The sequence below is a fragment of the Rouxiella silvae genome, from assembly GCF_002093625.1.
In the GTDB taxonomy this organism is placed as follows: domain Bacteria; phylum Pseudomonadota; class Gammaproteobacteria; order Enterobacterales; family Enterobacteriaceae; genus Rouxiella; species Rouxiella silvae.
In genome coordinates, this window is record NZ_MRWD01000063.1 from 18,948 (window position 1) to 31,413 (window position 12,466).

Consider the following 12,466-nt stretch of genomic DNA (forward strand, 5'->3'; position numbering starts at 1 on the left):
TAAAAGCGCCATGAAGGCGCTTTAGATAACTGATTCAGAGATTCAGAATGAGAAAATCAATCCCACCAGATATCGAACAGTTCGCTAACTTCAACGTCCTGCATTTTATGGTCTTCCAACCATTTTTTCACCAACTCACGATGTTCGTCGGTGCAAAGCCCAATTTCCTGCAGGCAAACCAATCCTTCCCACTGCAGATAACCGCTACCGTCAAAGGCCAGTTTACTTGGCTCAATCGCGCCTTCGATGAAGGTGTCCAGCGCCGCGTCGATAGTCTCAACGTCAGTTCCCTCAGGGAAGCGCCATTTTACTGAGAAACCCAGCTCTTGAAACTCTTCAATGTGTAACTTCTTACGTAAACGACGACTACGATTCTTAGCCATTATTGCTTCCTCTCAAACATCAGATCCCATACGCCGTGGCCTAAACGTTGGCCACGCATTTCGAACTTGGTTACCGGGCGCGATTCTGGACGTGGCACATAGTTGCCTTCCGCCGACAGATTGCCATAGGTCTCAACGCGGGTCATCACTTCGAGCATGTGCTCGGCATAAGGTTCCCAGTCAGTTGCCATATGGAACACACCACCCAGCTTTAATTTACGGCGCACCAGTTCAACGAACGGCGTCTGAACGATACGGCGCTTGTTGTGGCGCGCTTTGTGCCAAGGGTCAGGAAAGAATAGCTGCACCATGTCCAACGAGCCATCGGGGATCATGGTCTCGAGTACTTCAACTGCGTCGTGACACATAACGCGCAAATTGTCGACGCCCTCTTCCTGCGCCGTAGCCAGGCATGCACCCACGCCCGGTGAATGCACCTCAATACCAATAAAGTTTTGTTCAGGATGCTGCTGGGCCATAGTCACCAGCGAGGTGCCCATTCCAAAACCAATTTCCAGCACAGTGTGTGCTTCGCGACCAAACAGCGAGGCAATCTCGACAGGCTGCGACTGATATTCTACGCCCATCACCGGCCAGAGAGTATCTAGCGCATGCTGCTGACCTTTAGTCAGACGCCCTTGACGGCGTACAAAACTGCGGATACGGCGCATAGCGCGACCGTTTTCATCAAACTCCGGTGAAATGACGTCATTTTTCATAATGCTTTCTATCTGTCTGGCGATAAATTTAGGGAAAGGCGCATTATCCAAAGATACCCAGCTTTAGCAAGCGATCGTTTAAAATCGGATACTTTGTTACCACTTTGCGTGTAAATGAATGCAAGTGAAGGAAAGTTCCGGTTTACAGCTCACAGACTCTATGCTGCAATCCTTAGCTGAATTTTAACCCCCGACGGAGGCTGCAAAACGCCTATGATGGACGCGCATCGGTTCGCGCCTGCGGTACTCGATTGGTATCAACGCTATGGTCGCAAGACCCTGCCGTGGCAGCTCGAAAAAACACCCTATAAAGTCTGGCTCTCTGAGGTGATGTTGCAACAAACTCAGGTGGCGACCGTTATTCCTTATTTTCAGCGCTTTATGGCGATTTTCCCCACTGTTAGTGCTTTGGCCGCCGCCCCACTTGATGAGGTTCTGCACCTGTGGACCGGACTGGGCTACTACGCCCGCGCCCGCAACTTGCACAAGGCCGCGCAGACTATTGTGGCACAACATAACGGTGAATTCCCGACCACTTTTGAAGAAGTTCATGCCCTGCCGGGCGTTGGCAGATCCACCGCTGGGGCCATCCTGTCTCTTTCATTAGGCCAACATTATCCGATCCTCGACGGCAACGTTAAACGCGTTTTAGCCCGCAGTTATGCTATCGAAGGTTGGCCGGGCGAGAAAAAAGTTGAAAACCGGCTGTGGAAAATCAGTGAAGACGTCACGCCAGCGGTGGGCGTTGAGCAGTTTAATCAGGCAATGATGGACCTCGGCGCGATGGTTTGCACCCGTTCGCGGCCAAAGTGCGAGCTTTGTCCGCTAAGCTTTGGCTGCGTCGCCTACGCCAACCACAGCTGGGCCAACTATCCGGGTAAAAAACCGAAGAAAACGCTGCCAGAGAAAACGGCCTGGATGCTGATGATTCAGCAGGGCAACAACGTCTGGCTCGAGCAGCGGCCGCCGGTTGGCCTATGGGGCGGCCTGTTCTGTTTCCCGCAGTTCACCAGCGAAGACGAACTGCTTGTTGGTGGCAAGAAGTACGACGTACCACGCAAATCAATGCAGCAGGGGATTGCTTTTCGCCACACTTTCAGTCATTTCCACTTAGATATCGTGCCAATGTGGGTAAATATCGAGTCAGCAGCGGGTTGCATGGATGAAGGCTCGGGTCTCTGGTATAACTTAGCGCAGCCACAGTCTGTCGGGCTAGCGGCTCCGGTTGAGCGTTTGCTGAATCAACTGGCAAAAGATCTGCCCCGATAACAAAATTTTAACCCTAACCTGCTGAATAAAAATAAGATTATTTCTTTAGCAGGGTAGAGTCTGGCCACTGGGCCATTGATGAGGAATTAAGTATGAGCAGAACAATTTTTTGTACGTTCTTGAACAAAGAAGCAGAAGGCCAGGATTTTCAGCTCTATCCGGGCGAAGTAGGTAAACGCATCTTCAACGAAATTTCTAAAGAAGCCTGGTCAGAGTGGATGAAAAAACAAACCATGCTCATCAACGAAAAAAAATTAAGCATGATGAATCCTGAAGACCGCAAACTGCTGGAGCAGGAGATGATCAAATTCTTGTTCGAAGGCCATGATGTGCATATCGAAGGTTACACCCCACCTTCACAGTAAAACCCAATACCCTCGGGTATTTATGATTGGGGCTAGCGTCTAAACGGACGATGGCCCTATTTTTCATCACGATATGGCTATTAAGATGAAGAAAATTTTAGCGTTGCTGGTTATCGCGCCTCTCCTGATTTCCTGCTCGAGCAATAAAAAAGACCTTTTTAACGAAGCTTACGTCAAAGACACCAACGGTTTTGACATTTTGATGGGCCAATTTGCCCACAATATTGAAAACATCTGGGGCATGAATGAAGTTCTGATCGCCGGTCCAAAAGACTACGTAAAATATAGCGATCAGTATGAAACCCGCAGCCACATTAACTTTGAGGCGGGTACCATCACTATCGAAACTATTTCAGGCCTCGACCCTGCCGACAAACTGCGTCAGGCGATAGTGAAAACCCTGTTGGTGGGCGAAGATGCCAGCGGCGTAGACCTTTACTCCGACGCCAATGATATTCAAATCAGTAAAGAACCCATGCTTTACGGTCAGGTGCTGGACAACACCGGGCAACCTATTCGCTGGCAGGGCCGTGCGACCAGTTTCGCCAACTATTTGTTGCAGTATAAACTGCAACAGCGCCAGTCCGGCATGCACATTATTTACTCCGTAACCATTCAGATGGTGCCAAACCACCTAGACAAACGTGCGCATAAATATCTGCCGCTGGTGCGTGAAGCCGCCGCGAGATACGGCGTCGATCAGTCACTGATCTTGGCCATTATGCAAACCGAATCTGCGTTTAACCCGTATGCGGTCAGCAATGCCGACGCCTTGGGTCTGATGCAGGTAGTACAGCATTCAGCCGGCGCTGACGTCTTTAAATCGGAAGGGAAATGGGGCAAGCCAAGCAGAAGCTACCTGTTTGATCCAGCAAATAATATTAACACTGGCACGGCGTATCTGGCGATTTTACAGAACTCCTACCTGGCCGGAATTGCTAACCCGACCTCGAGACGTTATGCGGTAATTACCGCCTATAACGGCGGTGCGGGAAGCGTGCTTCGCGTCTTCTCGAGTGATAAAACGCAGGCGTTTAACATGATTAACAATATGTCGCCGGGCGACGTTTACGACACGCTGGTCAGCCGTCATCCATCCGGTGAATCGCGTCGTTATCTGTACAAAGTAAACAATACTCAGAAAAGCTATCGTCGCACCGACTAGCCAGCCTGTAATTTAAAACATATGAAACGGAGACCTCAGCGGGTCTCCTTTTTTTTTGCTCAATTTTTATAACTTTGAGCGAATTATGAAAATCAGTCTGTGAAACCGTCTTATATTTATTGACTGCACCAACCGTTAACACGTGCCTGTTAGTTATCGCCTTCCTCCCATTTCAATCAAAAACTACTGCTTTTGCGGTGAATTTTTTACGGATATAACATGCCCATAAACTCACTCTTTTTGCCGGTTATTCAGCGTTCTCTTTCCGCTCAAAATATCCCACTTCCCCCACCAACACGGTCAGCAAGCAGCAGACTGGATTACTTGGATCTGGCGCTAAGTAGCCACGGCCTTACCCGCCAATTGATTAAGGCCATGCACGCGCCTCCCGATGAAGAAGTCGACACCACGCTGAAAGTCCTGGATGACATTTTGCAGGCTGCCGAAGCGCAGTCGGCAGACTTATTTTCGCAGTCATCCGTTGAAGGCTTACATCTCCAAAAAGCCTTAGCCGATTACATCATGAAGAGTGAACCCGTGGTTGACCATGAAGTGTGTCAGGCACTGAACGTTTTGGACCAAAATTGCCTGACGCCGATTCATTTTAAAGCCGACAGTGCGGGCTGTTGGCTGCGATTAAGGCAGGTATTACATCTTTCTAATGACGGGAGGCTAGCGAGATACTTGCACAATACCAAGAATATCGCCCTGCGAAGTGTTATCTGCGTCGCCATCCCCACCCTTTTGCGGCAAATGGTGGCTTATTTTATTGAATCTGGCCTAGAGACTTGCTCAGCCAGCAAAATGACGCGAATGACGCTGGCATTATTTGCCGGAACGGTTCCGCTGCTGCTCAATCTGGGGGGCGGCATACGTGATTATATGCAAGGCACAGCGACCGCCTTGACGCAATTTGCGCGAGCTTTTAACGTAGTGATATCGAGCGCAGCGCTGATTGCCGCAGGAACAACAGGCGTACTGGCAGGATTAGCCTCAACGCTTATCTCTTTCCACGCCTACAGCGTGCTTCGCGAATGCGGACAGTCTATTTTCCGCCTAAGTGACAACACCCAGGTACACCTTGGGAGCACGCTCGGTACTGCTGCGCTGTACATTCCCAATCAGATTGGTACCTCATCGGCCATGTCCTATCTGGCTTCGCCCTCAGGCGCCGCCGCCGCATTACGGGATTGCACGTTTGCAGATACGGTAATAAACGATCTATCGAGAGCTGGACTGAACACACCGGGAGAAATACTGGATGCTATGGTGTTCAGCGGATTGAACAGCTTGCAAACCGGCACCGAGTTACGTAACCACCTAGAGGTCGGCTTGCCCGATCGCCAACAGATCTTCAACACGCTATTTAATGCTCTAGCGGCTCGGACGGCGTTAATGAATACACCCATACTGACCGCCTCCTCGCTGGAAACGGCTTTTGCACACTATTTTGACGACACAACTTTAGTTCAACTCAACGATATATTGACATCTGGGGTACTGGGTACGCTTTATCCGCTGTTTGTGGCAACCGTAGCCGGGCGTGATGACACAAAAAAGAGTCCGATCGACTCGGATTGCTGATCTCTCTTAATAAAAAAACGGAGCTAAAAAGCTCCGTTTTAACATTGAGACGGGGTAATAAAACCAATTTATTCGGCGATCACATAACCCATCACACGCTTCCAACCCACTGGTTTTTTCTCGACATAAACCCCCTGCAACTCAGGAGAGAAGCCCGGCAGAATGTTTATGCCCTCTTCCAGCGCCATGAAATAACGCTGAACCGCACCGCCCCACAGCTCGCCGGGAACGACGCAGAGCACACCTGGAGGATAAGGGAGTGCGCCTTCTGCCGCGATCCGTCCCTCCGCCTGACTGATAGGTACCAGCTCAACGTTGTCGCGAATAAACTCGCTGTGCGCGTCCTGAGCATTCATCACCACCTGCGGGAAGCCTTTCTCGCGGAACATCTCTTTTTGCAGTTCTTTCACGTCAAAGCTGACATAAAGGTTGTGCATTTCCTGGCACAGCTGGCGAATGGTGTAGTCGCGATAGCGCTCTTCATTTTTACGATAAACCGTTGGCAATACTTCACTTAGCAAAGCATCTTCTTCGATATAACGCTCAAAGCGGGCAATTTCCGCTACCAAATGCTGCATTTTCGCCTCAGTTTCAGCCGGCGTCAGCAGGAACAGGATTGAGTTGAGGTCACATTTTTCCGGCACAATACCGTTTTCACGCAGGTAGTTAGCCAGAATGGTCGCCGGAATACCAAATTCGGTGTACTTTCCGCTGCTGGCATCAATGCCCGGCGTGGTCAGCAACAGTTTGCAAGGATCGACAAAGTACTGCTTCTCGGCATAGCCGGCAAACGCATGCCAGCGCTCGCCCGGTACAAAGTCAAAGAAGCGCACGTCGTTGGCCATCCGTTCAGTGTCGTGGTCCTGCCACGGCTTGCCGTCAACAGTCGGGGGTACAAACGGCTGAATCATCGAGCACTGGTTGAGCAACATTTTACGGGCGTCGATACCCAGCTTGACGCACTCCATCCACATATGTTTTCCACTGCCGCCGGCGTGCATGCGGGCATTGACGTCAAGTGCGGCAAACAGCGGATAAAACGGACTGGTTGAGGCGTGCATCATAAAGGCGTTATTGAGTTTTTTATGGCTACAGTGACGCTTCTGGCCCTTGATATGATTATCTTTTTTATGAATCTGTGAGGTCTGCGAGAAACCGGCCTGCTGCTTGTGAACCGACTGGGTCACAATAATACCTGGATCGTTTTCGTTAAGCTCCAGCAGCAGCGGCGAGCACTCTTTCATCATTGGAATGAACTGCTCATAGCCAACCCAGGCAGAATCAAACAGGATGTAATCACATAGATGACCAATCTTTTCAACTACCTGACGGGCGTTATATACCGTCCCGTCGTAGGTGCCCAGCTGAATAATCGCCAAGCGGAATGGTCGTTTTTCCCCTGCACGTTCTGGTGCAACCTGCTGAACTTGCTTGCGCAGATAGCGCTCGTCAAAACAGGCGGCATCAATTCCGCCGATAAAACCAAACGGGTTACGTGCGGTTTCAAGATACACCGGCGTCGCGCCCGCCTGAAGCAGTGCACCGTGATGATTCGATTTATGGTTGTTACGGTCGAACAACACCAAATCGCCGCGGGTCAGCAAGGCGTTAGTGACCACTTTATTGGCCGCCGAGGTGCCGTTAAGCACGAAATAGGTTTTATCGGCACTGAACACTTTCGCCGCATACTTCTGCGCGTCTTTCGCCGATCCTTCGTGGATCAGCAGGTCACCGAGTTTAACGTCGGCGTTGCACATGTCGGCACGGAAAATATTCTCGCCAAAAAATTCAAAGAACTGGCGACCGGCAGGATGACGACGAAAGAATTCGCCCCCCTGATGCCCCGGACAGGCAAAGGTGGAGTTTTCCATTTCGACATACTTTTTCAAGGTGTCGAAAAACGGCGGGAATAAGCCCTGCTCGTACTCCTCAGCGGCAGCTTCAAGCTGGGCAGCATAAAATGCCTGATTAGCATCGGCCAACGCAAAAACGCCTTTCAGCGCCGACAAAAAGTTTGGAGAAACCTGTTCCGCCCCCTGTACTGCAACAAACGCGGGGATACTGAATCCCAAGGCTTCAACCTCCGCCAGTCTGCCGTTATTAAGGTCATCCACGGAAATCACTATTGCCGCAATGTCGGTATAGTCCGCATTGTCGAGGCTGACTACGCCGCGCGGTGTGTCGAGATGGGATGCCACGGAGGCGCTTGCTGCTATTTTTAACTGTTTCATATTACAGGGCTCTCAAACGGTTAAGTAAGAGGGTGTGCCAGAGTGGCACGGCAATGAGCAGGTTTGATTAACGCGGGGGCAGATTTCAGGATAACCCACGCGCAGAGACCAGCCCGACAATGTGACGTTAGCTAAGGGGTGATGTCCGAGTTTTATCAGGCAAGGCTTATTATTAAGCATAGCTGTTACAGAACGATTTACCGGTCTTAGCCACGTCTGATAGACATCAGTAAAATCAGAGTCACGCTCTATTTTTAATAATGCCTAACAGCGAGCAAAGGCTAGCCTTACCGCATGAAAGGATTTACAACGGGAGAAAAGCAGGTGTTATGGAGGTCACTGCACCCTGACGACGTCATCAATGTTCTGTGGCACTGGCTAAAAGTGCAATCTGATAAAACGGTCATGTGCCGCAACCCTCTTGAGCTGTCGCGAAGAAAGAAAGTAACTTGTGCGATGCAAATAAATCGGCGCAATAATCGCACCTTTTACCCTTGGGTTCAAGCATCAAACCTTGTCAAAGAATGATTGATTATGGGGACGATGCGAGCGTGGATTACTTCATATATTTCTCATCAGTCACGTTTTCCTACCATTAAGTCTCAATCTGAACAAACCCCACAAGTGATAGAGTAAATGATTATGATTTTCGTTTGTATTTAGAAAATTAATTGATAATCTTTGCACCCAATACACAGCTTGCCGCTATGTCACAGGAAATTAATAAGAATAAAAAGGGTAAAAATTACTCCGCCTACATATTTTTTAGGATTATAAAACTCATAAAATCAATCCATTAAAGGGTTAAGTGCATTCAGGGGAACGTCATGTTGGTACGCGCGTCAAAGGTCCGTGGCAAAAAATTAATTCAACCTGCACGTATTCATGCAGAGTGGAAATCGACACTCTCAGTGCTCACTGTTCTCATTGGTTTCGCGTTATATGCGCCTCACTCTGACGCAGCAGAAACGACTTCATCTACATCAGACACCATTGTGGTTGATGCCACCGCCAACAGTGCTAACGCAACAACGCCAGAAAATAGCGGCAAAGCCTATGCGGTTAAAACCACCACGGCCGGCACCGGCCTGACGCTGGCGCCGCGCGACGTACCGCAGTCGGTCAGCGTAATAACCAAACAGCGCATGTTGGATCAAAATCTGAATACCGTTGGCGAAGTACTGGATCAAACCGTCGGCGTTTACAGCCAAACCACCGACAGTGAACGCCAGCAATATTACGCGCGCGGTTTCGAAATCAATAACTACACCTTTGACGGCATACCTACCAATGTGACCGGTGCATGGAACTTCGGAGACTCCACCGAAGATACCGCCATTTATGACCGCATTGAGGTCGTACGCGGCGCAACTGGCCTGCTTTCAGGTGCAGGTAACCCTTCCGCCTCCGTCAATATGGTGCGCAAACACGCCGACAGCAAAACTTGGACCGGCACCGTCACCGGCACCTATGGCAGCTGGGACAAGCGCCGCGGCGTGGTTGACGTGCAGGGTCCGCTCAACGATTCAGGCACCGTTCGCGGTCGCGTGGTGGCCGGTTATCAGGATAAAGATTCTTATCTCGACAACTACAAGGCGAGAAAGGCCTTCATCTATGGCGTGGTTGACGCCGACATTACCGACAATACCAAGCTTTCAGTAGGCTACGACTATCAGCAGAGCCGCGTGCGCGGGTCTACCTGGGGGGGGATCCCCACCTGGTACACCGACGGCAGCAAAACCAACTTCTCGCGCAGCTTCAATCCGGCACCGGACTGGACGCACTACAACGTCGATTCAAAAAAAGTCTTCGCCGACCTGAGCCATCAGTTTGACAACGGCTGGAATATTCGCGCTAACGGCACCCATTCAGAAACTACCTTTGATTCTAAGCTGATGTACCTCGACGGCTTCCCGAATAAAATCACTGGGTTCGGTGCGACCGGCTACGGCGGCTGGTATCAGGGTAAACGAAAACTGGACTCGGTTGACGTGATGGCAAACGGTCCATTCCAACTGCTGGGCCGCCAACATGAGCTGATTGCCGGCGTCACGTACAGCCGTCAAAACAACAGCTACGACGCCTCAACGACGAGCTTCAGCCCCGAACAGATTGGCAATCTCAATGACTGGGACGGCTCAATGGCCGATGCCAACTGGGATTCCATGACGCCTTATTCTGCTGAAATTATTCGTCAGAAGTCCGCCTACAGCGCCGCTCGTTTCTCGCTCGCCGACCCACTCAGTTTGATTGTCGGTGCGCGCTACACCCAATGGAGCGCCGAAGAGACGGGTATTTACACGGGCAGCTCCAGCTACGAAAAAAATAACGTTACGCCATATGCCGGTCTGGTTTATGACATCAATGAAACTTGGTCGGCCTACGCCAGCTATACCTCAATCTTCCAGCCGCAGGACTACAAAACCGTTGACGGTAAACTGCTGGACCCTATCAAGGGTAAAAGCTACGAGGCGGGGGTTAAATCTGACTGGTACAACGGCAGCCTGATTGCATCAGCGGCCGTATTCCGCGTCGAACAGGATAATTTAGGCCAGCAAGACGGCAGTAAATACGTTGAAGGCAGCGCCGACCAAGCCTACTACGCGGCGCAGGGAACTGTCAGTAAAGGCGTCGAATTTGAGGTTAACGGCGCAGTTACCGATAGTCTGAAGGTAACCTTCGGGGGCACCAGTTATAGCATAAAAGACGGGGAGGGCAACGGCGTAAGCACTAACCTGCCGCGCACCGCATTCAAGCTGTTCACTAGTTACAAACTGCCGGTCCAGCAGGATATCACGGTGGGCGGCGGCGCGACTTGGCAGAACAGAACCTATCAGGACACCTCCGGTGTTTCCGGCAAAAATGTGCGTATTTATCAGGGCAGCTACGCGCTTTTCAACCTGTTCACCCGATATCAGATTACCCCGCAGCTTGCTGCCCAACTCAACGTCAACAACCTGTTCGACAAGACGTATTACACCAATCTGAGCAATTACATCGTCTATGGCGAATCGCGTAACGCATCGGTTTCAATGAGTTACAGCTTCTGATAAATCACACAGCCGATAAGGGCCAAGTACCCTTAATCGGCTGTGTGTAGCAGAGGAAGGATAAAAGCCTGTAGACAGAAACTATCGCTTCTTATTCAATTCGCTAAAGGGCACACCGCCGCGCGATTTATTGACCGCCTTGGTCTCAACAATCGACACCACCACGCGCTCGGCATCGACGTCAAAAGATTCCACTACCGCCTCGGTAAGCTTCTTCATCAACTTGGCTTTTTGCTCATCAGAGCGCCCTTCTACAGCATAAACCACGATTTCTGGCATGTTCTTCTCCCCATAAGCGAGCTTCGATCCGCGTGGATCAAAATAATAATCTTTAAAAAATAATATACTAGCCGTTAACTGACCACATTAATTTTAGTAACAATAATTGAACACTTTAACCTAACGTAATACAGGGATATTATGTGCAAAATATAAAATGATTGCGCAAACATTCTCCTTTTCTATGCGTGTCGGCTTCTGGAACTCAGTGGAAATAGCAGTGAATAACGATAGAAATCCTGATAAAAATCAGCCCCGCTCCCCAACGCTTGAAGACGTTGCTAGAGCTGCCGGACTGTCGCCGATGACGGTGAGTCGCGCGCTTAACAATCCGAAGGTGGTGCGGCCCGGCACCATTTCTCGCGTGATGGAGGCCGTGAACAGCACCGGATATATTCCTAATATGTTAGCCGGAGGTTTGGCGACCAAGCGAACCAAGCTTATCGCCGTGGTCGTCCCGCAAATCAATAACAACATGTTTGTCGATACCGTGCAGGCGATTGGTGACGAGCTCGCTCTGCGCGGCTATCACATGCTGCTCTGTATTGTCGGTTACACCACAGAGTCTGAAACCGAAATTGTTTCTACCCTGCTGACCCGCAGGCCGGACGGCATGGTGTTGACCGGGATCCACCACTCTTCAGACCTAAAAAGAGTGATTCTCAACGCCAATATTCCGGTGGTAGAAATCTGGGATATGACGCCAACACCGCTGGATATGCTGGTCGGCTTCTCGCACGAAAAAATCGGTCACGCCATCGGCCACTATTTTCTTGAGCAAGACTTTACGCGCTTTGGCCTCATCTGCGCGTCTGACCGTCGCGCGCAGGTGCGTAAAAACGGCGTGATTGACGTTTTACGCAGCCGCCCAGGGAGCTTTATTCGCGACATTACCGTCACGGCACCCGCCAATATGGAAGTGGGACGCAGCGGATTAAGTCAGCTAATAGAAGAAGATAAAGCGTTCGATGCCATTATTTGCACCTCAGATACCCTGGCGCAGGGAGCCATTATGGAGGCAGAGGCACGCGGTTTAAGGGTTCCGCAGGACCTGAAAGTTATCGGTTTTGCTGATTTAAACTTTGCGGCACATAACCGGCCTGCCATTACCACTATTTGCGTCGATAAAGTCAAAATTGGCCAGCAGGCAGCCAACATGTTGGCGGATAAAATCGAAGGTCACGAGGTTGCCGAAAGCGTAATCGATATCGGTTTCTCTCTCATCGTCCGCGAATCTGCCTGATTTAAAAGCATCTTAAAACCGCAGACTTTATCAATCAGTCTGCGGTCTTTATCTTATATCCTTGCGTAATATCTCTTATCCGCCAAATAAAATCCTAATGTTCAATATCATTAATTCCCTGAAAGAGATCAGGCGATATTTAGCCTATTAAATAGAAAAACATCTCATTTGATTATTA

At 50.1% G+C, this 12,466-nt stretch carries 10 protein-coding genes; 6 read left to right on the top strand and 4 right to left on the bottom strand.

What is annotated here, in order from left to right; translation table 11 throughout:
* Positions 1-56: 56 nt before the first annotated feature.
* A complete protein-coding gene (locus BS639_RS20720) occupies positions 57-383 on the bottom strand; it encodes a YggL family protein (protein WP_055781908.1) in 327 nt (108 codons plus the stop codon).
* Positions 383-1,102: a tRNA (guanosine(46)-N7)-methyltransferase TrmB gene (gene trmB, locus BS639_RS20725; RefSeq protein ID WP_055781912.1), complete on the bottom strand. Its 720-nt coding sequence runs from the start codon at positions 1,100-1,102 to the stop codon at positions 383-385. Before trmB ends, BS639_RS20720 begins: the two co-directional genes overlap by 1 nt.
* Positions 1,103-1,318: 216 nt before the next feature.
* Here trmB and mutY point away from each other — a divergent pair, with 216 nt between their 5' ends.
* From mutY to BS639_RS20745, 4 genes are all read left to right on the top strand, one after another.
* Positions 1,319-2,371, top strand: a complete 1,053-nt coding sequence (gene mutY, locus BS639_RS20730) for an A/G-specific adenine glycosylase (protein WP_139804163.1) — start codon at positions 1,319-1,321, stop codon at positions 2,369-2,371.
* Between the two features lie 92 nt (positions 2,372-2,463).
* Positions 2,464-2,736, top strand: a complete 273-nt coding sequence (locus BS639_RS20735; RefSeq protein ID WP_055781919.1) for an oxidative damage protection protein — start codon at positions 2,464-2,466, stop codon at positions 2,734-2,736.
* 85 nt (positions 2,737-2,821) lie between these two features.
* A complete protein-coding gene (gene mltC, locus BS639_RS20740) occupies positions 2,822-3,901 on the top strand; it encodes a membrane-bound lytic murein transglycosylase MltC (RefSeq protein WP_055781923.1) in 1,080 nt (359 codons plus the stop codon).
* 219 nt (positions 3,902-4,120) lie between these two features.
* Entirely contained in the window at positions 4,121-5,485 is a 1,365-nt protein-coding gene (locus tag BS639_RS20745) for a hypothetical protein (protein WP_139804162.1), read from the top strand.
* Positions 5,486-5,553: 68 nt separating this feature from the next.
* Here the strand turns inward: BS639_RS20745 and speF are convergent, their stop codons facing one another.
* Entirely contained in the window at positions 5,554-7,716 is a 2,163-nt protein-coding gene (speF, locus tag BS639_RS20750) for an ornithine decarboxylase SpeF (RefSeq protein WP_084984200.1), read from the bottom strand.
* An 827-nt stretch (positions 7,717-8,543) separates the two neighbouring features.
* Between speF and fhuE the strand changes: the two genes are divergently transcribed.
* A complete protein-coding gene (fhuE, locus tag BS639_RS20755) occupies positions 8,544-10,766 on the top strand; it encodes a ferric-rhodotorulic acid/ferric-coprogen receptor FhuE (RefSeq protein WP_084984201.1) in 2,223 nt (740 codons plus the stop codon).
* 81 nt (positions 10,767-10,847) lie between these two features.
* Here fhuE and BS639_RS20760 read toward each other — a convergent pair whose 3' ends face one another.
* On the bottom strand, positions 10,848-11,045 hold the full coding sequence (locus tag BS639_RS20760; RefSeq protein WP_055781938.1) for a tautomerase family protein: 198 nt from the start codon (positions 11,043-11,045) through the stop codon (positions 10,848-10,850).
* Positions 11,046-11,265: 220 nt separating this feature from the next.
* Between BS639_RS20760 and BS639_RS20765 the strand changes: the two genes are divergently transcribed.
* Positions 11,266-12,288, top strand: a complete 1,023-nt coding sequence (locus tag BS639_RS20765; protein WP_407690324.1) for a LacI family DNA-binding transcriptional regulator — start codon at positions 11,266-11,268, stop codon at positions 12,286-12,288.
* The last annotated feature ends 178 nt before the right edge of the window (positions 12,289-12,466 follow it).

Excerpts from the sequence above, each read along its gene's own strand:
- BS639_RS20720 (WP_055781908.1), bottom strand. The coding sequence starts at position 383 with ATGGCTAAGAATCGTAGTCGTCGTTTACGTAAGAAGTTACACATTGAA.
- trmB (WP_055781912.1), bottom strand. The coding sequence starts at position 1,102 with ATGAAAAATGACGTCATTTCACCGGAGTTTGATGAAAACGGTCGCGCT.
- mutY (WP_139804163.1), top strand. The coding sequence starts at position 1,319 with ATGGACGCGCATCGGTTCGCGCCTGCGGTACTCGATTGGTATCAACGC.
- BS639_RS20735 (WP_055781919.1), top strand. The coding sequence starts at position 2,464 with ATGAGCAGAACAATTTTTTGTACGTTCTTGAACAAAGAAGCAGAAGGC.
- mltC (WP_055781923.1), top strand. The coding sequence starts at position 2,822 with ATGAAGAAAATTTTAGCGTTGCTGGTTATCGCGCCTCTCCTGATTTCC.
- BS639_RS20745 (WP_139804162.1), top strand. The coding sequence starts at position 4,121 with ATGCCCATAAACTCACTCTTTTTGCCGGTTATTCAGCGTTCTCTTTCC.
- speF (WP_084984200.1), bottom strand. The coding sequence starts at position 7,716 with ATGAAACAGTTAAAAATAGCAGCAAGCGCCTCCGTGGCATCCCATCTC.
- fhuE (WP_084984201.1), top strand. The coding sequence starts at position 8,544 with ATGTTGGTACGCGCGTCAAAGGTCCGTGGCAAAAAATTAATTCAACCT.
- BS639_RS20760 (WP_055781938.1), bottom strand. The coding sequence starts at position 11,045 with ATGCCAGAAATCGTGGTTTATGCTGTAGAAGGGCGCTCTGATGAGCAA.